This window comes from Acutalibacter caecimuris (genome assembly GCF_034335085.1).
Lineage (GTDB): Bacteria > Bacillota > Clostridia > Oscillospirales > Acutalibacteraceae > Acutalibacter > Acutalibacter caecimuris.
Genome location: NZ_JAWXXJ010000022.1, coordinates 33607 through 56115, shown reverse-complemented (window position 1 = coordinate 56115; position 22509 = coordinate 33607). Strand labels below are relative to the sequence as shown.

Here is a 22509-nt window from a genome sequence, read left to right as displayed (position 1 = left end):
ACCCGCCCCCCACGCCGCTCTCCCCCAGCCCGCCGGCCCGTTTCACCCTTCCCCTTGCCCCGGGTGCCAGCCCAACCCGCCTTCCAGTTCGCTCAGCGTACTGGAAAGCTTTTGCATCTGTTTCCGGTACACAAACACGCAGTCCGCCTTCTTGCACGCCCCCTTCACCACGTCCTCTGCAAAGGCCCGGCAGGTAGGCGCGCCGCAGGCGCCACAGTCCAGCCCCGGCAGTTCCTCTTCCAGGGTGTTGATCTCCACCATCATCTGCATGGCCTCTTTCAAATCCGTGGAAAGGGTCATCACATTGGAAAACTCCAACTCCCCCTCCCACTCCATTTCCCTGGGAATAGGCCCCCCCGCCAGGTGGTTCTGGCTGACAGGCAGGTACTTGCGCAGCCGCTGTATCCGCGCCTTGGCCACATAGGGGTTCTCCACGCACAGCACGCCCCCCACGCAGCCCCCGGCGCAGGCGTTCAGTTCAATAAAGTCCAGGTCGCCTATGCGCTCGTCCTCAATCTCCTCCAGTACCCGGATCACATTCTCAATGCCGTCCGCGGCCAGGTATTTTTCGTTCAGCAGCGCCGCCGACTCCCCCCCGCTGGTGGACCAGCCCACCCCGATGATCCCCGAGTTGGCAATGGGCTCCACGCATTCCAGGTGGTCCATCTTGTGGCTCAACTGGGGGAACACCTCGCTGATGGCAATGGCCCCGTCCACCTGGGACCGCCCCATGCCCAACGGCATTTTAATGTCCGTCACCTTGGCCGGGCAGGGGGTGATGAAAAAGCAGCCGATCTGGCTTTCCGGCAGGCCGGTCTTTTCCGCGGCCTCCTTCTTGGCCATCCCCGCCGCCGTTTCCATGGGCGACTTCAACGGCAGCACATGGCCGCACAAATCCGGGAACCGCACCCGTATCAGCCGCACCACCGCCGGGCAGGCCGAACTGATCACCGGCCGGGGGATATCCGCCCCGCTTTCGGCGTTGTACATCAGCTTGCGGGTGGCCTCGCTCACCAGCTCCGCCGCCCGTGAAACCTCATACACCTGGTCAAAGCCCAGTTGCTTAAGGCCGGTCAGCACATAGTCAATGTCGTCCAGATTGTTAAACTGGCCGTACAGCGCCGGCGCCGGCAGGGCGATCTTATATGTAAAGCGCTCCAACGCGTCCATATGGGTAAACCTGGCCCGTTTGGCGTGGTGGGGGCAGATGCGTATGCACTCCCCGCAGTCAATACACCGCTCCGGGGCAATAAACGCCTTGCCCCCCCGTATGCGGATCGCCTCGGTGGGGCAGCGCTTGACGCAGTTGGTACAGCCCACGCATTTATCCTCAAAAAGCGTCACAGAATGATAAAACTCTGCCATGATATGACATTCCTCCTTCTTTGGGGCAGCACCCGGCAAAAACCGGGCCCCAAAGCAGAATCTTGGTTATTTCCGTCCCGGGAACACCGCCATCTTCACCGTCGTCCCCACCCCAACGGTAGAGTCAATGGTCATCTCGTCGGTGTACTTCTTCATGTTGGGTAGGCCCATGCCCGCCCCAAAGCCCAGGGCGCGCACGTTGTCCGGGGCGGTGCTCCAACCGGCCTGCATGGCCTGTTCCACGTCCGGTATGCCCGGCCCCTGGTCAATCAGCGCAATGTCCACCCGGTCCGGGTCCACGTCCACCACGGCCTCGCCGCCGCCCCCATGTATCACCAGGTTAATCTCCCCCTCGTACATGGCAATGGCAACCCGGCGGATGGCGTCCGGCTCGTACCCCAGCTTTTTCAGCTTATGTTTCACGTCCCCGCTGGCCTCGCCCGCCCTGGTAAAGTCATCTCCGGGCACCTGATACTCCAAATGCAGCATACTCATTGGATGTCGCACCCCCCTCGCAGCCCATTCTCAAACAGCAGCCCGCAGGCGGTAAACATCCGGTACGGGGTAGAAAGCACCGTCATATCCTTCATCTCCGCCAAATCCAGCACCTGCTGGTTCACCGGCTTGCCCCGCACAAAAATGATGCAGTGCATATCCATCATCTCCGCCGTGCGCACCACCTGGGGGTTCATCAGCCCCGTCAGCAGTACCGACTGGTCCTTTACAAACGCCAGCACATCGCTCATCATGTCGCTGCCGCAGGCGGTCTTAACCTCCTGCTCCATGTCGCCTTCAATCAGTACCTGGCACTTCAAAATGTCAACAATGTCCTTTACCTGCATAGTTTTGCCTCCTGTTTTGAGATTGCCCGGCCCCTTCCGGGGCCCCGCCTTGTAGGCGCCCGCACGGCTGTGCGGCTGTTCTCCGGGCGCGCAGGCGTTTGCCGGTACCCCGCCCAACGCCCCTGGCCCTTATAAACGCTATTATATCATATATGGGGAGCTTAGTGCAAATATTTTATGAAATTCGCCGCATTTTTCCAAAGGGCCGGGTTTGGCCGGGTTTTTTCTTGCATTTCAGGACCCTCCACGGTATAATAATAGTTATAAGCTCCTTTATTACGCTAACGAAATAAAAAATATTCCAACCGGGAGGCAAATTTATGTCACGAGTTTACAACTTCTCCGCCGGCCCCTCCATGCTGCCGGAATCCGTGCTGCAAAAGGCCGCCGCCGAAACGCTGGACTACCAGGGCTCCGGCCAGTCCGTTATGGAGATGTCTCACCGCTCCCCTGTCTACGATGCCATCATCAAAGACGCCCAGCGCCTGCTCCGGGAAGTCATGGGTATCCCCCAAAACTACCAGGTGTTGTTTTTACAGGGCGGGGCCTCCAGCCAGTTTGCCGCCGTGCCCATGAACCTGCTGACCGGGTCCCGCAAGGCGGACTACGTCCTCTCCGGCCAGTTCTCCACCAAAGCCTTCCAGGAGGGCGCCCGCTACGGCGACTGCAAAGCCGTGGCCTCCTCCAAAGAGGATAACTTCTCCCGCATCCCCACCCTGGACGAAAGCCAGTTCCGCCCGGATGCCGACTACTTCCACATCTGCCTGAACAACACCATCTACGGCACCACCTGGAGTCGGCTCCCCCCTACCGGCCGGGTACCCCTGGTGGCGGATATCTCCTCCTGCATCCTCAGCCGGCCCATGGACGTCACCCGGTTCGGCCTCCTCTACGCCGGCGCCCAAAAGAACGTGGCCCCCGCCGGCCTCACCATTGTCATTGTCCGGGAGGACCTGATCGGCGAGCCCCAACCAGGCACCCCCACCATGTTCAACTACGGGGTCATGGCCAAAAACGAGAGTATGTACAACACGCCCCCCTGCTGGTCCATCTACATCTGCAAGCTGGTGCTGGAGTGGATCCGGGACGAGATCGGCGGCCTGGAGGCCATGGAGGCCCGCAACGTGCAAAAAGCCCAGGTGCTGTACGGCTTTTTGGACAGTTCCCGGCTATTCAAGGGCTGTGCCGAAAAAGACAGCCGCTCCATCATGAACGTGACCTTCGTCACCGGCGACAAGGACCTGGACGCCAAATTTGTCAAAGAGGCCGCCACGGCCGGCTTTGTCAACCTGAAAGGCCACCGCAGCGTGGGCGGTATGCGGGCCTCCATCTACAACGCCATGCCGCCTGAGGGGGTAGAGGCCCTGGTAGCCTTTATGCAGCAGTTCGAACAGGAAAACGGCTAAGCCCCCAACCGCCCCGCAATATTTCATGAGAGGATGATCCCCATGTACAAAATACGCTGCCTCAACAAAATCAGCCCCGTAGGTACCAAGCGCTTTGGCGAGCGCTACACCTTCTCCCCGGAGATAGAGTCCCCGGACGCCATTTTGGTGCGCTCCGCCTCCATGCACGACATGGCCCTGGAAGAAAACCTGCTGGCCATTGCCCGGGCCGGTGCCGGCACCAACAATATCCCGGTGGAAGACTGCGCCAAAAAGGGCGTGGTGGTGTTCAACACCCCCGGTGCCAATGCCAACGCCGTTAAAGAGCTGGTGCTCTGCGCCCTGCTGCTCGCCTCCCGGAAAATCGCCCCGGCCATAGACTGGGTCAAGACCCTCAAGGGCCAGGGCGCCGGGGTCGGCAAGCTGGTGGAAAAAGGCAAAGCCCAGTTCGCCGGGCCGGAGCTGCAAGGCAAGGCCCTGGGCGTGGTAGGGCTGGGTGCCATCGGCATTTTGGTGGCCAACGCCGCCCACTCCCTGGGCATGGAGGTCTACGGCTATGACCCCTTCCTCTCCGTGGATGCCGCCTGGCGGCTGTCCCGGTCCGTGCACCGCTCCCTGACGCTGGAGGAGATCTACCAGCACTGCGACTACATCACCCTGCACGCCCCCAGCACCCCGGACACCAAAGGCATGGTCAATGCCGGCAGCCTGGAAAAAATGCGGGACGGCGTGCGCATCGTCAACCTGGCCCGGGGCGACCTGGTGGACAGCGATGCCCTGCTGGCCGCACTGCAAAGCGGCAAGGTGGCCGCCTACGCCACTGACTTCCCCACCGACGGGATGATCGGCGCCGAAAACCTCATCGCCATGCCCCACCTGGGGGCCTCCACCCCCGAAAGCGAGGACAACTGCGCCGTCATGGCCGTGGACCAGGTAAAAGAGTACCTGGAGAACGGCAACATTGTCAACGCCGTCAACCTCCCCAGCCTCTCCATGCCACGGGAGCCCAGCACCCAGCGCATCTGCGTCATCCACGAAAACCAGCCCGGCGTAATCGCCGACTTCACCTCCGTGTGCGGCAAGGCCGGCATCAATATCGAAAATATGCAGAGCAAATCCCGCAAAAACTACGCCTACACCGTCCTGGACGTCCAGGGCGGCGACCCCCACGCCGCGGCCCTCTCCCTGGGCTCCCTGCCCGCCATCATCCGCGTCCGTGTGATCCTTTAACCTTCAAGGCCCCGGCCAGGGCCCCACTAGGCGTATTCAAAGGAAGAGTTTAAACACCCCCTGCCCCACCCCCTGCCTTGACAACGCCCTGGCCCTATGCTATAATATCCCCAGGATATTTCAGTAGAGCCGAAACTTGCAGAGCAAGTTTACAAATCGCCCTGGCGATTTGGCAAGACGCAACGCGGCTTGCAGCTATGCTATAATACCAATACCGTCAGATATGACCCATTTAATAACTGCGCCACCCGGCGCGAACGGAGGGAATAGCTTTGGAGCTGATCAAATCCTTGAACACCCGCGATCTGTGCGAAAGCGCCAAAAACGGCGGCTGCGGCGAGTGCCAGACCTCTTGCCAGTCCGCCTGCAAAACCAGTTGCGGTATCGCCAATCAGCAGTGTGAAAAAAAGGCCGGCAAATAAGCCGGCCCATGGTTCTCAAGTGCCGCTGTGCCTCTACGGCCGGCGGCACTTTTTCTTGGTTCCAGGCCCCGGCCTGTGGAAGGAGTTTTTATGGTACATCAATATAAGCTTGGCGGCTTTAACATCGTCCTGGACGCCTGCTCCGGCGCGGTACACGTGGTGGATGAAGCCGCCTATGACATGATCGCCCAATATAAAGAGCTGCCGCGGGAGGCCCTCGTCCGGTCTATCCTGGAGAAGTACGCCCACCGGCCGGAGCTCACCCCCGCCGAGGTGGAGGGCTGCTGGGAGGCCATCGCCCGGCTGGAGCAGGAAGGCCGCCTCTTCACCCCGGACCGTTTCGAGGGCATGGCCGGCACTTTTAAAGCGCGCAGCGGTTCGGTGGTCAAGGCCCTGTGCCTGCACGTGGCCCACACCTGCAACCTGAACTGCGCCTACTGCTTTGCCTCCCAGGGCAAATTCCACGGCGAGCGGGCCCTCATGCCCTTTGAGGTAGGCCGCCGGGCCCTGGACTTCCTTATAGAGAATTCCGGCTCCCGCCGCAACCTGGAGGTAGACTTCTTCGGCGGCGAGCCCCTGATGAACTGGCAGGTGGTCAAAGACCTGGTGGCCTATGCCCGTTCGGTAGAGCAGCAGGCCGGCAAAAACTTCCGTTTCACCCTCACCACCAACGGGGTGCTTATCGATGACGACGTCATCAGCTTTGCCAACCGGGAGATGCACAACGTAGTGCTCAGCCTGGACGGCCGCCGGGAAGTCCACGACCGTTTCCGGGTAGACTATGCCGGCCGGGGCAGTTGGGAAACCGTCGTCCCCAAGTTCCGGCAACTGGTCGCGGCCCGGGGGGGCAAAAACTACTATATGCGGGGCACCTTCACCCATTATAACCCGGATTTCCTGGCTGACGTCCAAGCCATGCTGGACCTGGGCTTTGACCAGTTGAGCATGGAGCCCGTGGTCTGCGACCCCAGCGACCCGGCCGCCCTTACGGCGGAGGACCTGCCCCTGGTGATGGAGCAATACGAAAAGCTGGCCGAAACCATGCTGGCCCGCCAAAAAGAGGGCCGCCCCTTTACCTTCTACCACTATATGGTGGACCTGGAAGGGGGCCCCTGCATCTATAAGCGCATCTCCGGCTGCGGTTCCGGCACCGAGTACATGGCCGTCACCCCCTGGGGGGACCTGTACCCCTGCCATCAGTTTGTGGGGGATGAGAAATTCCGCCTGGGCAGCGTGTACGAAGGGGTCACGGCCCCCCTTGTGCAGCAGGATTTCCGCAACTGCAACGTGTACACCCGCCCGGACTGCGCCAACTGCTGGGCCAAGCTGTACTGCTCCGGGGGATGCGCCGCCAACGCCTACCATGCCACCGGCTCTGTCAACGGCGCCTACAAGCCCGGGTGCGAGCTGTTCCGCAAGCGCATGGAGTGCGCCATTATGCTGCAATGCGCCCAGGCCGGGCTTACCGGGGCATGAACACCCCCATCTGTGATTTTGTCGCCGCCTACCGCCGCCGGAAGCCGGTACGGCTGCATATGCCCGGGCACAAGGGCCGGTGTTTCCTGGGCTGCGAGCCCGCCGACATCACCGAGATCGACGGCGCCGACTGGCTCTACGCCCCCACCGGCGTCATCGCCCAAAGCCAGCGCAATGCCGCCGGGCTCTTTGGGGCAGGTTCCACCCTGTACGCCACCGGGGGCTCCTCCCAGTGCATCCGGGCCATGCTATACCTGGCCGTACTCCGGGCCCGGCAGCGGTATCCGGGGCAAAGGCCGGTGGTGGTGGCCGGGCGCAACGCCCACCGGGCCTTTCTCACCGCGGCCGCCCTGCTGGACCTGGACGTCCGCTGGCTCTATCCCCCGCCGGGGGAAGGCAGCCTCTGCCGCTGCCCCATCCCCCCCCACCGCCTGGCGGATGCCCTGGCCCAGGAGCCTTACCCGGCGGCCGTGTACATCACCAGCCCGGACTACCTGGGCAACACCGCGGATATCCCCGCCTTAGGGGCCGTCGCCCACCGGCAGGGGGTGCCCCTGCTGGTGGATAACGCCCACGGGGCCTATCTGGCCTTCCTCTCCCCCAGCCGGCACCCCTTGGCCCTGGGCGCGGACCTCTGCTGCGACAGCGCCCACAAGACCCTGCCGGTACTCACCGGCGGGGCCTACCTGCACATTGCCCCTACCGCCCCCCCAGAATTCTCCGCCCACGGCGGCGCGGCCATGGCCCTGTTCGGCTCCACCAGCCCCTCCTACCTGATCCTCCAGTCCCTGGACAAGGCCAACGCCTATCTTGCCCAAGGCTACCCCCGGCGCCTGGCAGAGGCCACCGCCCACATTGCCGGGCTCAAGGCCCGCCTGTCCCGGCAGGGCTGGGCCTTTTCCGGGGACGAACCCCTGAAAATCACCGTGGACGGGCGCAGCCGGGGCTACACCGGCCAGGCCCTGGCCGCCGCTTTAGAGGCCCAGGGCATTACCGCCGAGTACGCCGGCCCGGACTATCTGGTGCTCATGCCCACCCCGGAGAACCCCCCCGGCGACCTCTCCCTGCTGGAGCAAGCCCTTTCCCAACTGTCCCAGCGGCCCCCCCTCCCCCCTTTGGCGGAGGCCCCGCCCCTTCCCGCCCCGCCCCGGCAGGTCCTGTCCATCCGCCAGGCCATGTTCTCTCCCCAGGAAACCCTACCCCTGGACCAGGCCGTTGGCCGGGTGGCCGCCTCGCCCCAGGTTTCCTGCCCCCCCGCCGTAGCCCCCCTGGTCCCCGGCGAGGAGATCCCCCCTGCCGCCGCCGCTGTCTGCCGCTACTACGGCATCAGCCGCCTGGCGGTGGTGGCGCCGGGCGGCCCCTAACCCGCAAAAAAAGAGCCCACCGCAGCGCGGCAGGCTCTTTTTTTGCCCTTGGGCCCCTCTTTTACTCGATGCCCGTCACCTGATAGTCCTGTGCCTCCACAGCAGCCTGCAAGCCGCTGTCGGCAATGTCCCCGCACAGGGTCACCACCGCGGTACCGGCCTCATGGCTGACCACAGCGCTCTCCACCTGTGGCAGGGCCTCCAAAGCCTTCTTTACCCTGGCCTCACAGTGGCCGCACATCATCCCTTCAATCTTCATGGTCTTTGTCATAGCAATTTCCTCCTTATTTATGGTCTGTTTTTTCGGCTTACGCCTGTGGTCGTGGCGGGGGTCCCGCAGCTTAAACCAATTCAGCCGCAGGGCATTGGACACCACGCAAAAGCTGGAAAGGCTCATGGCCGCTGCCCCAAACATGGGGTTCAAGGTCAGCCCAAAGGGGATAAACAGCCCCGCCGCCAGCGGGATACCCACCGCGTTGTAGAAGAACGCCCAAAACAGGTTCTGGTGGATGTTCCGCAGGGTAGCCCGGCTCAGCCGTATGGCGGCCGGCACGTCGGAAAGGCGGCTCTTCATCAGCACCAGGTCCGCCGCGTCAATGGCCACGTCCGTGCCCGCGCCAATGGCCACGCCTGTGTCTGCACGGGTCAGGGCCGGGGCGTCGTTGATGCCGTCCCCCACCATAGCGGTTTTGCCCTGCTCTTTCAGCCGGCGGATCACGCTCTCCTTGCCGTCGGGCAGCACCCCGGCAATCACCTCATCCACCCCCGCCTGCTTGCCGATCGCCTGGGCGGTGCGCTGGTTGTCGCCGGTCAGCATCACCACCCGCAGGCCCATGCCCTGCAACTCCCGTATAGCCTCCGGGCTGTCCTCCTTGAGGGTGTCCGCCACGGCAATCACCCCCAGCAGCGCCTTATCCCCCTCCCTGGCAAAGAACATGGGGGTCTTGCCCTCCCCGGCCAGGGCCCCGGCCCGGCTGTCCAGTTCCGCCGTGCGAACGCCCGCCTCCTCCATCATAGCCAGGTTGCCGCCGATATAGGCCGCCCCGTCCAGGCTGGCCCGCACCCCCCGGCCGTGTACAGCGGTAAAGCCCTCCGCGCCGGGCAGTTCCAGCCCCCTGGCCCGGGCCTCCTCCACAATGGCCGCCGCCAGCGGGTGCTCCGAGGGTGCCTCCAGGCCCGCGGCCAGCGCCAGCAGCCGGTTTTCCCCGGTGTCCCCCGCGGGCAGCAGGTCGGTCACCTTGGGCTGGCCGCTGGTGATGGTGCCGGTCTTATCCAGCGCCACCACCTCCGTGCGCCCGGCCGCCTCCAGGGAAAGGGCCGTCTTAAACAAAATGCCGTTTTTGGCCCCCAGCCCGCTGCCCACCATAATGGCCACCGGCGTGGCCAGGCCCAGGGCGCAGGGGCAACTGATCACCAGCACCGAGATCCCCCTGGCCAGGGCAAAGCCTGCCCCCTGCCCCAGCAGTAGCCAAACCACGGTGGTCACCAGGGCAATGGCGATCACCACCGGCACAAAAATCCCGGAAACCTTATCCGCCGCCTTGGCAATGGGCGCCTTGGTAGCCGCCGCATCGCTGACCATCCGGATGATCTGGGAGAGGGTGGTGTCCTCCCCCACCCGGCTGGCCTTGCACTGCAAGTAGCCAGAGCGGTTCAGCGTGGCTGCGGACACCAGGTCCCCCGGTGCCTTATCTACCGGCACGCTCTCCCCGGTCAGGGCGCTTTCGTCCACCGCGCTAACGCCCGTGGCCACCACCCCGTCCACCGGGATCGTTTCCCCCGGCCTCACGGCAAAAACATCCCCCGGCTGCACCTGCTCCACAGGCACCACCTGCTCCTGGCCGTCCCGCACCAGGGTCGCGGTCTTGGGCGCCAGGTCCATCAGGCTGCGCAGCGCGTCGGTGGTGCGCCCCTTCGACCGGGCCTCCAGCATCTTCCCCAGGGTGATCAACGTCAAAATCATCCCCGCCGATTCAAAATACAGTTCCATCATATAGGTGTCCACCCCGGCCATATCCCCCCGCAGCAGGGCGTCCGTCATGGCGAACAGGGCATAGGCGCTGTACCCAAAGGCCGCCGCAGCCCCCAAAGCCACCAAGGTGTCCATATTCGGGGCCCTATGCCACAGGCTCCTGAACCCGTTGATGAAAAACCGCTGGTTGATCACCATAATGGCCCCGGTCAGCAGCAGTTGCACCAGCCCCTGGGCCACATGGTTGTGGCCCAAAGGGCCGGGTACCGGCCAGCCCCACATCATGTGCCCCATAGAAAGGTACATCAGCGCCAGCAAAACCCCCAACGACCACAGCAGCCGCTTTTTCAGCCGGGGGGATTCCTTATCCTCCAACGCGCTGGCGTCTGCCGCCGGCGCGGCCTGCCGGGCGGCCGTTTTCTCCGCCGCCCCATAGCCGGCCTCTTCCACCGCCGCAATCACCGCCTCCGGGGCCGCGGCCCCCTCCACGCCCATGCTGTTGGTCAACAGGCTCACCGAGCACCCTGTCACCCCCGGCACCTGGGCCACTGCCTTTTCCACCCGGGCGCTGCACGCCGCGCAGGTCATGCCCGTAACCGAAAACTGTTTCATAGCACCGCTCCTCTCTCCGCCAGACCCTAGCGCCTGTTTTAAAACGCCGAAACGCCGTCTACTTTTCCCCAAAACGGCGCTTTCTGTGTCAAAAATCCTCGAAATGCGGTAAGCCTTTCTTGCGGTTTTTTCCTTGCAAGCCCTCGTTTTTGGACAAAAATCCGGCATTTCTCCGGTTTTAAAACAGACTCTAGCCCGCCGGCCTTTATTTCATCAGCTTTTGCAGGGCCCCGGCCAGTTCTTCCACCGTACCCTCGTCCCCGGCCCGCAGGTCGCGGGCCACGCAGGTGCGCAGGTGCTGGGCCAGCAGCTCCCCGGAAAAGGCGCGCAACGCGGCGTTGGCCGCCGCCGCCTGGTCCAGGATATCCATACAGTACGCGTCCTTTTCCAACATCCCCCGTATGCCCCGTATCTGCCCCTCAATGCGGCTCAGCCGGTTGCACAGCCGTTTCAGTTCTTCCGGCGAGCGCATCCGGGTCTTTTTACTTCCCTTACAGCATCCCTCGCACATGGCCGGGCCTCCTCTCTGTATCTATCCTGCCCCCCGGCGGGGCCTTTATACCCCCCTAGGGTATTTATAGTATATACCCTAAGGGGGTATTTGTCAAGTACCAATCCGAGAAAATTTCACCCTTTTGATCCCTCCCTCCAAACGCAAAAAAGCGGGAGCCCCTGCTCCCGCTTTCCGGCTATTTGATTCAGGTAGGCCAGCGGCCCATGTTGCGGCGGTGTTTCTCCCGGTAAGCCTCTTCCAATTCCTCCGGGCCAATCCCATAGCAGAGCATCACGTCATTCAGGTACATCAGCACGTCGCAAAGTTCCTCCACAAAGTGCCGGCGGACCGCCGGGTCGTCCACAATGGGCCCGTCCCCCCGTTTCTTAATGATATCCGCGGCCTCTCCCGCCTCAATCATCATCCACAAAAGGCTGTCCCGGCCCTTCTCCGGGCGCAGCCCGCCCCACCGTTCAAAATACCGTGCCTGCAACTCCTCCTGTATGGCCTGCATCTCCGCAAACCCAAAACTGCCCATCCCAACCGCTCCTTTCCCCGGCAAATTGCCGGCCTGTCCGGTTCCCCGGCCGGCTTACTCCTCGTCCTCCGGGGCGTCCCAGTTGTGCCACACGTTCTGCACGTCGTCGTTGTCCTCCAGCAGGTCCAGCATCTTCTGCATCTTCACCACCGTGTCCGGGTCGGCAATGGCCGTGTAGGTGTCCGGCACCATCTCCACCTCGGCGGAAACAAAAGCATACCCCTTCTGCTCCAGGTCCTCCCGCACCGCGCTAAAGTCCTCCGGCTCGGTGCTGATCTCAAACACATCCTCGTCCGCGGCAAAATCCGCGGCCCCGGCCTCCAGGGCGTCGGCCATCACCGTGTCCTCGTCCAGGCCCTCCCGTTCTACCACAATCACGCCCTTCTCCTTAAACATAAAGCTGACGCACCCGGTCGTGCCCAGGTTCCCGCCGTATTTGTCAAAGGCGTGGCGCACGTCGGCGGCGGTACGGTTGCGGTTGTCGGTCAGGGTTTCCACAATCACCGCCACCCCGCAGGGCCCGTAGCCCTCGTAGGTGATGTTCTCGTAGCTGTCCGCGCTGCCCTCCCCCGCCGCGCGCTTAATAATGCGCTCGATGTTGTCGTTGGGCACATTGGCCGCCTTGGCCTTGGCAATGCAGTCTTTCAGCCGGGAGTTGGCCGCCGGGTCAGGGCTGCCCCCCTCCTTCACGGCCACCGCCAGTTCCCGGCCGATCTTGGTAAAAATCTTCGCCTTGGCGCCGTCTGCCTTTTCCTTTTTCCGCTTGATATTGTTCCATTTCGAATGTCCAGACATATTGAACCCCACTTTGCAATAAGTTTCTTTTTCAATGATATCACATCTCGCCCAGGATTTCAAGGGCCAGCGCCCTGGCTTTTTGCAGGGCCGGGCCCAGGTTCTGCCTGCCCCGGTCCGTGCCGTCCCACACGGCGCAGCCCCGCAGGGTGGTGTTCATCACGCTGAAGGCCCTTTGCAGTTGGTGGGCCGTCACCTCCACCGGAAAGTCCTCCTCCCGGCCCATGGCCAGCAGCAGCACCGCGTCCCGGTGCTTTTTCACCGGCGGCCTGATGTTCAGCGAGAACCGCGCCTCAAAATACCGCTGCGTGCGGTCCAAAAGCGCCTTCATCGGCGCCGGGAACGAGTCATTGTATACCGGCGAGGCCACCACCAGCAGGTCGCAGCGGCGCAGCTCCTTGTCAAAGCCGTCCAGGTCGTCCCACCGGCACTTCTCCTTTTTGGCGCAGGCCCGGCAGCCGGTGCAGGGATGGGGGTTCAGCGCGTAGGTGTCCATCTCGTCGATCTGCCACTCCTTGCGCTCCTTAAACTCCCGCAAAAACCCGTCCAGCAGCATTCGGGTGCTCCCGTGGCTGTTGGGCGAGCCAAACAGCACCAGCAGCCGCTTTTTATGTTCCAATAAGCCCATATTCTCCCCCTGGCATTTTGTTGGTCGTACGCCTTCAATCCCCCCAGGGCCCCCGGCCACTTCCCCCGCAAAGCCCCGCCCTTTCGGCGCCCATTATTGTACCACAATCCCCGCCGCCGGTCAAGCCTCCCCCCAGCGCACCCGCCCTGCCTCCGGCGGCTCAAGGCGCTGCCTTGAGAATCCGCCAAAGGGCCACTGGCCCTTTGGAATCCCCCTCCGGCCCGGATTTTAACCCTCTAAAACAAAGAAAACGCCAAATCCTTCACCAGAAACAATCCGTTTTTAAGAAGAAACCCCAAGCCCACCTCCCGCTTGCCGTAGCTTTTCTATAAAAATACTTTTCAATTTTTAAACACGCCCGGCCCTTCAAAAAAAGGAAACCAGTCACCATCCCGTTTCCCCTTCGCGTGCCAAAAGCTCTAAAACCATAGCGCGGTCCGTGCGCGGTATCGGGAGTCCAGAGGGCCCACGGCCCTCTGGCAGGGATCCGCAAGGGGCAGCGCCCCTTGCATCCCCCAGCGCACCCGCCCCGCCTCCGGCGGCTCAAGGCGCTGCCTTGAGAATCCGCCAAAGGGCCACTGGCCCTTTGGAATCCCCCTCCGGCCCGGATTTTAACCCTCTAAAACAAAGAAAATGCCAAATCCTTCACCAGAAAAAATCCGTTTTTAAGAAGAAACCCCAAGCCCATCTCCCGCTTGCCGTAGCTTTTCTATAAAAAAGAAAACACTTTTCAATTTTTCAAACACGCCCGGCCCTTCAAAAAAAGAAAACCAGTCACCATCCCGTTTCCCCTTCGCGTGCCAAAAGCCCTAAAACCATAGCGCGGTCCGTGCGCGGTATCGGGAGTCCAGAGGGCCCACGGCCCTCTGGCAGGGATCCGCAAGGGGCAGCGCCCCTTGCGCACCCTCCCCAGCACACCCACCCCGCCCCGGCAGCCGACAGCCTTAAAGCACCCCCAGGTGCTCCAGCAAAATCTTCGTGCCCAGCAAAATCAAGATGACGCCGCCCACCAGTTCGGCGCGGGCCTTATAGCGGGCCCCGAACACGCTGCCCACCTTCACCCCGGCGGCAGAGAGCACAAAAGTCACCCCGCCGATAAAGCCCGCGGCGGCGGTTATGTTCACACTGAGGAAGGCAAAGCCCACCCCCACGGCCAATGCGTCGATGCTGGTGGCCAGCGCCAGCAGCACCATGGCCTTGGGCGCCAGCGAGGCGTCCGCTTCCTCCTCGTCCCCGGCCAGGGCCTCCCGCACCATATTGCCGCCAATCACCGCCAGCAGCCCAAAGGCGATCCAATGGTCAACAGCCGTAATGGCGTCCTTAAACTGCACGCCCACCAGGTACCCCAGCACCGGCATCAGCGCCTGAAAGCCCCCAAACCACAGCCCCACCAGCGCCATGCTTTTACCGCTGGCCTTTTGCAGCGCCAGCCCCTTGCATATCGCCACGGCAAAGGCGTCCATCGAAAGCCCCACCGCCACCAAAAACAGTTCCGCCAGCCCCATACCTGTTTCCTCCTTCCGGCCGCAGCCTATCTGGCTTAAAGTCTGTTTTAAATCCGGAGAAATGTCGGATTTTTGTCCGAAAACCAGAGCTTTCAAGGAAAAAACCGCAAGAAAGGCTTGCCGCCTTTCGAGGATTTTTGACGCAGAAAACATCGTTTTGGGGCAAAATAGACGGCGTTTCGGCGTTTTAAAACAGACTCTAGGGCCTGTTTGCAAATAGGGGAAACGGCGGGTTTTTGCCCCAAAAAAGGCAGCGTTTCCGCTTTTTCAAACAAGCCCTACTGATTTACCAAAATTATACTTTCCCCCCGGCGTTTCGTCAAGCCTGCCACTTTAGAAACCCGCCCTGCAAAGTGGAGAAAAACTATGCACATTCCCCTTTTTTCCCCTATCCCTGCAAGCGCCCCACCCCACAGCTTGCATTTTCCCGCCCACCGTATTATAATGTGACCACAAGCGGCGCACGGCCCGCCAGGGCTGCCGGTAGGCCCTTGCGCCTGTCCCCCCATCATTTATCAGGAGAGAAGGTTGCTGAAAATGCAGGAAATCAGGATCGAACTGACAAAAACCCCCAAGCCAAAGCCCACCGATGAAAGCAAGCTGGGGTTCGGCCAGATCTTTACCGACCATATGTATATCATGGACTACAACGAGGGCCAGGGCTGGCACGACCCCCGCGTCGTGCCCTACCAGCCCATTTCCCTGGACCCCTCCGCCATGGTGTTCCACTATGCCCAGGAGATGTTCGAGGGCCTCAAGGCTTACCACGCGGCAGACGACCGGGTGCTGATGTTCCGCCCGGACCGCAACATTGCCCGGGCAGAGAACTCCTGCCGCCGGCTGTGCATCCCCCCTGTGCCCGCCGCCGACTTCATGCACGCCATGGAAACCCTGGTAAGCGTAGATAAGGGCTGGATCCCCACCCAGCCCGGCACCTCCCTGTATGTGCGCCCCTTCATCATCGCCACCGACCCCCACCTGGGGGTGCACCCCTCCCACAGCTACCAGTTCATCATCATCCTCTCCCCCTCCGGCGCCTACTACGCCAGCGGGCTGGACCCGGTGAAAATCTGGATCGAGGACGACTACGTCCGGGCCGTCCGCGGCGGTATCGGCGAGGCCAAAGCCGGCGGCAACTACGCGGCCAGCCTCAAAGCCCAAGAGAAATCCGATGCCGAGGGCTACGCCCAGGTCCTCTGGCTGGACGGCGTGGAGCGCAAGTATATTGAGGAAGTGGGCTCCATGAACATCTTCTTCAAGCTGCGCGGCAAGGTCGTCACCCCCGCCCTCAACGGCAGCATTTTGCCCGGCGTCACCCGGGCCACCTGCCTGGAGCTCTGCCGCAGTTGGGGCCTGGAGGTAGAGGAGCGCCGGGTCAGTGTGGAAGAACTGGTGGCCGCCGCCCGGGACGGCTCCCTGGAGGAGTGCTGGGGCAGCGGCACCGCGGCGGTCATCTCCCCGGTCGGCACCCTACGCTATGGGGACGAAGTCATGGAGATCGCCGGGGGCGGCATCGGCCCCCTCAGCCAAAAGCTTTACGATACCGTCACCGGCATCCAGACCGGCCGCCTGGAGGATACCTTCGGCTGGACGGTGGAAATCCGCTAAGCCCCGCCCGGGGCCCGGCGCAGCGGGAAGGCCCTCTGGGGCCTTCCTTTTTTCCGTCCGCCCCTTGCACCCTTGTAAAAATTTTCCCGCGGCGCTAATTTATATGGAAAATTTTGCCCCAATATGCTATACTATACCAATAGGTGCCAATCACCACGCCCAACAGGCAGGCGGCCGCGCCGGTGCGCGGTGTTTCCCACCCTTCCGGCGGGCCGCCCCCCCAGCAATGCCCCGCGCGCCAGCCGGGGCTGAAAGGATCGTGATAATCATGCCAGATAGAAGCCCCCGCCCGCCCCGCCGGGCCGGCGTCCTGCTGCCGGTCAGCAGCCTGCCCTCCCGGTACGGTATCGGGGCCCTGGGCAAGGCCGCCCGCCAGTGGGTGGATTTTTTGTCCGCCGCCCGCCAAAGTTTCTGGCAGGTGCTGCCCATGGGCCCCACCGGGGCCGGCAACAGCCCCTACCAAAGCTACTCGGCCTTTGCCGGCGACCCCCTCTATATTGACCTTGCCCTGCTGTGCGAGGACGGCCTCCTCCCCGAGAAGCGCCTGAAAAAGCTGGAAACCGGCGGCAGCCCCAACCGGGTGGACTACGACGCCCTGCGCCAAAGCCGGGAGCCCCTGCTGCGCAAGGCTTTCCAAAACTTTAAAAAAGAGAAGGCCCTCACCCGGTTCTGCCGGCAACAGGCCGGCTGGCTGGAGGACTACGCCCTCTTCGCCGCCCTCAAGGCCCGCCACGGCGGCCTGCCCTGGACCCAGTGGCAAGAGGGCCTGCGCCTGCGGGACCCCGCCGCCCTCAAAGCCGCCCGCAAAGAGTTGGCCGAGGATATCCGCTACCACGCCTTCACCCAGTACCTGTTCTTCAAACAGTGGGAGAAACTGAAAAAATACGCCAACAAAAAAGGCGTGCAGATCATCGGCGACGCCCCCATCTACGTGTCCGCCGACAGCGCCGACGTATGGGCCCACCCGTCGCTGTTCCAACTGGACGGCGGCAACCTGCCCACCGCCGTGGCCGGCTGCCCGCCGGACGCCTTCTCCGAGGACGGCCAGTTGTGGGGCAACCCCCTCTACCGCTGGGACGCCATGGCCGGGGACAACTACGCCTGGTGGATCGCCCGCCTGCGGGCCAACCTGGAGATGTTCGACATTCTGCGCATCGACCATTTCCGGGGGTTCGAAAGCTACTGGGCCATCCCCTACGGCGACGACACCGCCAAAAACGGCAAGTGGGTCAAGGGCCCCGGCCTCTCCTTTATCCGGGCGGTCAACCAGGCGCTGCCCGGGGCTCCTATCATCGCCGAGGACCTGGGTATGCTCACCCCCGCCGTGCACCGGCTGCTCAAACTAAGCGGCTATCCGGGCATGAAGGTTCTGCAATTCGCCTTTTCCGCCGGCGAGGAGAGCAGCTACCTGCCCCATAACCTGGTAGAAAACGCCGTCATCTACACCGGCACCCATGATAACGACACCACCCTGGGCTGGCTGAAAAGCGCCGCCCCGGCCGACCTGGCCAAGGCCCAGGACTATCTGGGCTTTACCGGCGCCGGCCCCCAAGGGGTGTGGGCCTTTATCCGGGGGGCCATGTCCAGCATATGCCGCCTGTGCGTCGTCCCCATGCAGGACTACCTGGCCCTGGGCCCCGACGCACGGGTCAACACCCCCTCCACCGTGGGCCCCCACAACTGGAGCTGGCGCATGGAAAAGGGCGCGTACGACCAGGAACTGGCTAAAAAAATCGCCCGGCTCACCATTATTACCGGCCGGGCTGAAATGGAGGATACCCATGACAGTAAAGGAACATCTGGAAAAAAGCTTGGGCGTAAAAAATCTGGCCGAGGCTGACAACAGCGCCGTCTACCGGGGCCTGCTGGCCCTGGTCAAAGAGAAACTGGCCGCTGCCCCCCCCATTACCGGCAGCCGGAAACTCTACTATGTTTCGGCCGAGTTTCTGGTCGGCAAGCTGCTGTCCAACAACCTGATCAACCTGGGCCTGTTCGACGAGGTTCGGGAAACCCTGGCCGCCGCCGGCAAAAGCCTCTCCGAAATCGAGGAGCTGGAGCCCGAACCGGCCCTGGGCAACGGCGGGCTGGGCCGCTTGGCCGCCTGCTATCTGGACTCCGCCGCCACCCTGGGCCTGCCCGCGGACGGCGTAGGGCTTTTGTACCACTTCGGCCTGTTCCGCCAGAATTTTTGGGAGCACAAACAGTACGAGCACCCGGACCGCTGGCTCCCCCAGGAAGGGGACCCGGCTTGCTGGGCCGAAAAGACAGACGTGGGCTTTACGGTACCCTTCCCCGGCGGGGCGGTAAAGTCCGTCATGTATGACGTCACCGTTTCCGGCTACCAGGGCGGCGCCAACCGCCTGCACCTGTTCGACCTGGAAACCGTGGACGAGGGCCTGGTAAAAGACGGCATCGGTTTTGACAAGGCCGATGTGGCCCACAACCTCACCCTGTTCCTCTACCCGGACGACAGCGACGAGGCAGGCCGGCTGCTGCGGGTCTACCAGCAGTACTTCATGGTCAGCAACGCCGCCCAGTTGATCCTCCGGGACCTGGCCGCCCAGGGCTATGCCCTGCGGGACCTGCACAAGCACGCGGTGGTGCAGATCAACGACACCCACCCCTCCATGATCATCCCCGAACTCATCCGGCTGATGCTCCAAGACGGCATCCACATGGACGAGGCCATCTCCATTGTGGAAAAGACCTGCGCCTACACCAACCACACCATTTTGGCCGAGGCCTTGGAGAAATGGCCCCTGCACTACCTGCAAAAGGCCGTGCCGGGCCTGGTGCCCATTATCGAGGAGTTGGACCGGCGGGTCCGGGCCAAGTTCCCCGCCCCCACCCAGCCCGCTGCCGGCCCGGGGCAGCCCAAAGGGGAAGAAGCCCCCGCGGCCCCGGCAAAAGACCCCAACGCCGTGCTGCATATTATTGATAAGGACGGCCTGGTGCACATGGCCAACATGGATATCCACTACGGGTTCTCCGTAAACGGCGTGGCGGCCCTGCACACCGATATCCTCAAAGAGGCCGAGTTGCGCCCCTTTGCCCAGGCATACCCGGAAAAATTCAACAACAAAACCAACGGCGTCACCTTCCGCCGCTGGCTCATGCACTGCAACCCGGAGCTGGCCGGGTTTATCACGGAGAAAATCGGCCCCGGCTGGAAAAAGGACGCGGACGAACTGGAAAAGCTGCTGCAATTCCAGGACGACCCGGACACGCTGGACCGGCTCTTGGCCATCAAAGGGGAAAAGAAAGCCCAGTTGGCCGCCTATATGGCGGAAAAAACCGGCCAGGGCCTTTGTGTCGATTCGATTTTCGATATCCAGATCAAGCGCCTGCACGAGTACAAGCGCCAGCAGATGAACGCCCTGTATATCATCTGGAAGTACCAGCAGATCAAGGCCGGCCACAAGCCCGCCCGCAAGCTGACCCTGCTCTTCGGGGCCAAGGCCGCCCCGGCCTATATCATCGCCAAAGACATCATCCACCTGATCCTCTGCCTCTCCCGGCTCATCGCCGAAGACCCGGAGGTCAGCCCCTACCTGGAGGTGCGCATGGTGGAGAACTACAATGTCACCTGGGCGGAAAAGCTGATCCCCGCCTGCGATATCTCCGAGCAGATCTCCCTGGCCTCCAAAGAGGCCTCCGGCACCGGCAACATGAAGTTCATGCTCAACGGCGCCGTCACCCTGGGCACCGAGGACGGGGCCAATGTGGAGATCCACCAACTGGTCGGGGACGAAAACATCTGCATCTTCGGCCGCTCCAGCGATGCGGTCATCGGCCTGTACAAAGAGGGGCCGGGCCGCTACAGCCCCGCCGCCTACTACCCCGCCGACCCGGAGATCGAGTCCCTGGTAGACTTTATCATCAGCCCCACCCTCATGCGCCTGGGCGACCCGGAGAACCTGGGCCGGCTCTATAAGGACATGAGCCGCAAAGACTGGTTCATGGCCCTGCTGGACGTCAAAGCCTATATCGCCGCCAAAGAGGGCTTGCTCGCCCAGTACGAGGACCGCCGGGCCTGGGCCAAAAAGATGCTGGTCAATATCGCCAAAGCCGGTTTCTTCTCCTCAGACCGGGCCATCGCCCAGTACAACCAGGACGTGTGGCATCTGCAATAATCCCAACAAAATACCCACGCAAAAAAGGGAAGGGCTCCTGGCCCCTCCCTTTTTCCTGTTGATTGGCCCAGGCAAAGCCGGTCAGCCCTCCCTGGCCCTGTCCGCCTCCACCTGCTCCGAAAGCTCGGTCCAGGCCAGCAGCAGTTCTTCCGCCCTGGCCGCCAACTGCCCAATCTCCTCCGATAGCTCCCCTACCTTCTGGTAGTCCGCGGCTATCTCCGGGTCGCCAAGCTGCGCCTCCAGCGCCCCTTTCCGGGTGTCGTTCTCCTCTATCTCCTTTTCCAGCCGGGCCAGGGCCGCCCGGCGGCGGCGCACCTCCGCGTCCCGCTCTTTGCGCTGCTTGTACAGGTTCACCTTGGGCGCGGCCCGCTTTTCCTCTATGGCCTCTATGGCCTCCCGCTGCGCCAGGTAATCGTCGTAGTTGCCGCGGTACAGGGTGGCCCCGGCCTTCCCCAGCACATACACCTTGTCCGCCAGCTTGTTGATCAAATACCGGTCGTGGGAAACCACAAACAGCGTGCCGTCATACCCCAACAGCGCCTCCTCCAGCGCCTCGCAAGAGCCTATGTCCAGGTGGTTGGTGGGCTCGTCCAGCAGCAAAAAGTTCGCCTTCGAGAGCATCAGTTTCAGCAGCAAGATCCTGGCCCGCTCCCCGCCGCTCAAAGCCCCCACCGGCTTAAACACATCCTCCCCCTTAAACAGGAACACCGCCAGGGCGTTGCGCACCTCGGTCTGGCTCATCCGGGGGTGCAAGTCCCATATCTCGTCTATAACCTCCTTCTCGTCGTGCAGGCTCAACTGGGACTGCTCATAGTACCCCAGGTCCACCCCCGCGCCTATGCGCACAAAGCCCGCATCCGGCCGGTACTGCTCCAGCAAAATCTTAAACAGGCTGGTCTTGCCGCAGCCGTTGGGGCCAATGAGGAAAATCTTCTCGCCCCGCTTGATCTCCAAGTCCACGTCCTGAAAAATAGGCGCCTGCCCGTTAAACGAAAGCCGCAGCCCCTGGGCGGTCAGCACGTCGTCCCCGCTCCGTCTGCTGGCATGGAACTGGAACCGGATGGATTCCGGGTCCGCTTCGGGTTTCTCCAGCGTGGCCTCCAGCCGGTCAATGGCCTTCTGTTTGCTGGCAATGGTCACATAGTTGCGCTCCTGGTTCCACCGGCGCTGCTGCTCAATAATCCCCTCAATGCGCTTGATCTCCTTCTGGGTGCTCTCATACACCCGCTGGGCGGCCAGCCGTTTTTCCGCCCGCAGTTCCAGGTACCGGCTGTAGTTGCCCTTATACGAGTCCACGGTCTTGCCCTGCATCTCCAAGGTACGCTCCGTAACCTTGTCCAAAAAGTACCGGTCATGGGAGATGACAATGTAAGCCCCGGTATACCCCAACAAAAAGCCCTCCAGCCATTCCACCGCGTTGATGTCCAGATGGTTGGTGGGCTCGTCCAGCAGCAGCAGGTTGGCCCCACCCAGCAGCATTTTCGCCAGTTGAAGCTTGGCTTTCTGCCCGCCGCTAAGCACCCCCACCCGGTTCTCCGTCTGTTCCTGGGTAAAGCCCAGCCCCAGCAGCGTGCTCCTGGCCCTAGAGCGGCAGGTAAGCCCGCCCCCGTCCACAAACCGGTCGTTCAGTTCCGCCTGCCGCAAAATCAGCCCCTCCATCTCCTCCTCCGGCGCCCCGCCGGAAAGCCGGGCCGCCAGGGCCTCCAGCTCCCTTTCCATAGCGGTCAGGGGGGCAAACACGGTCATCACCTCTTCAAAGGCGGTCTTGTCAAAGTCCCGGCACACGTGCTGCTCCATATAGCCGGGCCGGGCGTCCTTGGCAAACACCGCCACGCCCCCGTCCGGGGTATATTCCCCGGTCAGGGCCTTAAACAGGCTGGTCTTGCCGCTGCCGTTCACCCCCACCAGCCCCACCCGTTCCCCCTTCTGCATCTCAAAGGTAGCGCTTTCCAGTATCTTTTCCTCCCCAAAACTTAGGGAGAGGTCTTTCACCGTTAAAATCGCCATATATAGTCCACTCCTTTCCCCCCAGGCCCATATGGCGCGCAGCCGGGGCCGCCGCCAGGCCGGCGCCGGGCAGGGGGCAAAAAAATTCCTCTGTATCTATCTCAATATGATCTTTCCATCTTTTTTATGGTAAG

At 62.5% G+C, this 22509-nt stretch carries 18 protein-coding genes; 8 read left to right on the top strand and 10 right to left on the bottom strand.

The features are described 5' to 3' along the window. Nucleotides 1–42: 42 nt before the first annotated feature. From U8U01_RS12865 to U8U01_RS12855, 3 genes are all read right to left on the bottom strand, one after another. Nucleotides 43–1365, bottom strand: a complete 1323-nt coding sequence (locus U8U01_RS12865) for a [Fe-Fe] hydrogenase large subunit C-terminal domain-containing protein (protein WP_322174829.1) — start codon at nt 1363–1365, stop codon at nt 43–45. A gap of 66 nt (nt 1366–1431) precedes the next feature. Then, nucleotides 1432–1860, bottom strand: coding sequence for an ATP-binding protein (locus U8U01_RS12860; protein WP_322174826.1), 429 nt, complete (start codon nt 1858–1860; stop codon nt 1432–1434). Further along, nucleotides 1857–2207, bottom strand: a complete 351-nt coding sequence (locus U8U01_RS12855; RefSeq protein ID WP_322174823.1) for a DRTGG domain-containing protein — start codon at nt 2205–2207, stop codon at nt 1857–1859. The genes U8U01_RS12860 and U8U01_RS12855 overlap by 4 nt, the downstream gene beginning before the upstream one ends. 320 nt (nt 2208–2527) lie before the next feature. On the opposite strand from U8U01_RS12855, the gene serC reads away from it, so the two are divergent. The 5 genes from serC (at nt 2528) to U8U01_RS12830 (ending at nt 8084) form a co-directional block, all read left to right on the top strand. Further along, the gene (gene serC, locus U8U01_RS12850; RefSeq protein WP_322174822.1) at nt 2528–3613 is read left to right on the top strand and encodes a 3-phosphoserine/phosphohydroxythreonine transaminase; all 1086 of its coding nucleotides are present in this window, start codon (nt 2528–2530) and stop codon (nt 3611–3613) included. A 42-nt stretch (nt 3614–3655) separates the two neighbouring features. Further along, on the top strand, nt 3656–4822 hold the full coding sequence (locus U8U01_RS12845; protein ID WP_322174821.1) for a 3-phosphoglycerate dehydrogenase family protein: 1167 nt from the start codon (nt 3656–3658) through the stop codon (nt 4820–4822). A gap of 272 nt (nt 4823–5094) precedes the next feature. Then, nucleotides 5095–5244: a six-cysteine ranthipeptide SCIFF gene (gene scfA / locus U8U01_RS12840; protein WP_322174820.1), complete on the top strand. Its 150-nt coding sequence runs from the start codon at nt 5095–5097 to the stop codon at nt 5242–5244. Between the two features lie 90 nt (nt 5245–5334). After that, on the top strand, nt 5335–6720 hold the full coding sequence (scfB, locus tag U8U01_RS12835; protein WP_322174817.1) for a thioether cross-link-forming SCIFF peptide maturase: 1386 nt from the start codon (nt 5335–5337) through the stop codon (nt 6718–6720). Further along, complete coding sequence (locus U8U01_RS12830; protein WP_322174814.1) at nt 6690–8084, top strand: Orn/Lys/Arg family decarboxylase; 1395 nt, start codon at nt 6690–6692, stop codon at nt 8082–8084. Before scfB ends, U8U01_RS12830 begins: the two co-directional genes overlap by 31 nt. Before the next feature lie 61 nt (nt 8085–8145). Here U8U01_RS12830 and U8U01_RS12825 read toward each other — a convergent pair whose 3' ends face one another. The 6 genes from U8U01_RS12825 to U8U01_RS12800 all read right to left on the bottom strand — a co-directional run bounded on the left by U8U01_RS12825 (nt 8146) and on the right by U8U01_RS12800 (nt 14627). Then, on the bottom strand, nt 8146–10668 hold the full coding sequence (locus U8U01_RS12825; RefSeq protein WP_322174811.1) for a heavy metal translocating P-type ATPase: 2523 nt from the start codon (nt 10666–10668) through the stop codon (nt 8146–8148). A gap of 205 nt (nt 10669–10873) precedes the next feature. Next, a complete protein-coding gene (locus U8U01_RS12820) occupies nt 10874–11179 on the bottom strand; it encodes a metal-sensing transcriptional repressor (RefSeq protein ID WP_322174809.1) in 306 nt (101 codons plus the stop codon). 187 nt (nt 11180–11366) lie between these two features. Beyond that, nucleotides 11367–11699 (bottom strand): nucleotide pyrophosphohydrolase, encoded by a 333-nt coding sequence (locus tag U8U01_RS12815; RefSeq protein ID WP_322174806.1) that lies wholly within the window; start codon nt 11697–11699, stop codon nt 11367–11369. Between the two features lie 54 nt (nt 11700–11753). After that, on the bottom strand, nt 11754–12494 hold the full coding sequence (locus U8U01_RS12810; RefSeq protein ID WP_322174803.1) for a YebC/PmpR family DNA-binding transcriptional regulator: 741 nt from the start codon (nt 12492–12494) through the stop codon (nt 11754–11756). A 40-nt stretch (nt 12495–12534) separates the two neighbouring features. Beyond that, complete coding sequence (locus tag U8U01_RS12805; protein ID WP_322174801.1) at nt 12535–13122, bottom strand: flavodoxin family protein; 588 nt, start codon at nt 13120–13122, stop codon at nt 12535–12537. Nucleotides 13123–14066: 944 nt separating this feature from the next. Next, entirely contained in the window at nt 14067–14627 is a 561-nt protein-coding gene (locus U8U01_RS12800; protein ID WP_322174800.1) for a manganese efflux pump MntP, read from the bottom strand. Between the two features lie 537 nt (nt 14628–15164). Between U8U01_RS12800 and U8U01_RS12795 the strand changes: the two genes are divergently transcribed. The 3 genes from U8U01_RS12795 to U8U01_RS12785 all read left to right on the top strand — a co-directional run bounded on the left by U8U01_RS12795 (nt 15165) and on the right by U8U01_RS12785 (nt 20368). Continuing rightward, nucleotides 15165–16235 carry a branched-chain amino acid aminotransferase gene (locus tag U8U01_RS12795; RefSeq protein ID WP_322174797.1) on the top strand — a complete coding sequence of 357 codons (1071 nt, stop codon included), beginning with the start codon at nt 15165–15167 and terminating at the stop codon, nt 16233–16235. A 268-nt stretch (nt 16236–16503) separates the two neighbouring features. Then, a complete protein-coding gene (gene malQ / locus U8U01_RS12790) occupies nt 16504–18075 on the top strand; it encodes a 4-alpha-glucanotransferase (RefSeq protein WP_322174794.1) in 1572 nt (523 codons plus the stop codon). Next, nucleotides 18017–20368 (top strand): glycogen/starch/alpha-glucan phosphorylase, encoded by a 2352-nt coding sequence (locus tag U8U01_RS12785; protein ID WP_322174791.1) that lies wholly within the window; start codon nt 18017–18019, stop codon nt 20366–20368. Before malQ ends, U8U01_RS12785 begins: the two co-directional genes overlap by 59 nt. Before the next feature lie 81 nt (nt 20369–20449). On the opposite strand, the gene U8U01_RS12780 is transcribed toward U8U01_RS12785, so the two are convergent. After that, nucleotides 20450–22375, bottom strand: coding sequence for an ABC transporter ATP-binding protein (locus U8U01_RS12780; protein WP_322174788.1), 1926 nt, complete (start codon nt 22373–22375; stop codon nt 20450–20452). Nucleotides 22376–22509: the final 134 nt, after the last annotated feature.

Bases quoted from the DNA above. Each gene is read 5' to 3' on its own strand.
- U8U01_RS12845 (WP_322174821.1), top strand. From the start codon at position 3,656: ATGTACAAAATACGCTGCCTCAACAAAATCAGCCCCGTAGGTACCAAG.
- U8U01_RS12815 (WP_322174806.1), bottom strand. From the start codon at position 11,699: ATGGGCAGTTTTGGGTTTGCGGAGATGCAGGCCATACAGGAGGAGTTG.
- U8U01_RS12780 (WP_322174788.1), bottom strand. From the start codon at position 22,375: ATGGCGATTTTAACGGTGAAAGACCTCTCCCTAAGTTTTGGGGAGGAA.
- U8U01_RS12830 (WP_322174814.1), top strand. From the start codon at position 6,690: ATGCGCCCAGGCCGGGCTTACCGGGGCATGAACACCCCCATCTGTGAT.
- U8U01_RS12825 (WP_322174811.1), bottom strand. From the start codon at position 10,668: ATGAAACAGTTTTCGGTTACGGGCATGACCTGCGCGGCGTGCAGCGCC.
- U8U01_RS12860 (WP_322174826.1), bottom strand. From the start codon at position 1,860: ATGAGTATGCTGCATTTGGAGTATCAGGTGCCCGGAGATGACTTTACC.
- U8U01_RS12810 (WP_322174803.1), bottom strand. From the start codon at position 12,494: ATGTCTGGACATTCGAAATGGAACAATATCAAGCGGAAAAAGGAAAAG.
- U8U01_RS12800 (WP_322174800.1), bottom strand. From the start codon at position 14,627: ATGGGGCTGGCGGAACTGTTTTTGGTGGCGGTGGGGCTTTCGATGGAC.
- U8U01_RS12865 (WP_322174829.1), bottom strand. From the start codon at position 1,365: ATGGCAGAGTTTTATCATTCTGTGACGCTTTTTGAGGATAAATGCGTG.
- U8U01_RS12805 (WP_322174801.1), bottom strand. From the start codon at position 13,122: ATGGGCTTATTGGAACATAAAAAGCGGCTGCTGGTGCTGTTTGGCTCG.
- serC (WP_322174822.1), top strand. From the start codon at position 2,528: ATGTCACGAGTTTACAACTTCTCCGCCGGCCCCTCCATGCTGCCGGAA.
- U8U01_RS12820 (WP_322174809.1), bottom strand. From the start codon at position 11,179: ATGTGCGAGGGATGCTGTAAGGGAAGTAAAAAGACCCGGATGCGCTCG.
- scfB (WP_322174817.1), top strand. From the start codon at position 5,335: ATGGTACATCAATATAAGCTTGGCGGCTTTAACATCGTCCTGGACGCC.
- malQ (WP_322174794.1), top strand. From the start codon at position 16,504: ATGCCAGATAGAAGCCCCCGCCCGCCCCGCCGGGCCGGCGTCCTGCTG.
- U8U01_RS12795 (WP_322174797.1), top strand. From the start codon at position 15,165: ATGCAGGAAATCAGGATCGAACTGACAAAAACCCCCAAGCCAAAGCCC.
- U8U01_RS12785 (WP_322174791.1), top strand. From the start codon at position 18,017: ATGACAGTAAAGGAACATCTGGAAAAAAGCTTGGGCGTAAAAAATCTG.
- U8U01_RS12855 (WP_322174823.1), bottom strand. From the start codon at position 2,207: ATGCAGGTAAAGGACATTGTTGACATTTTGAAGTGCCAGGTACTGATT.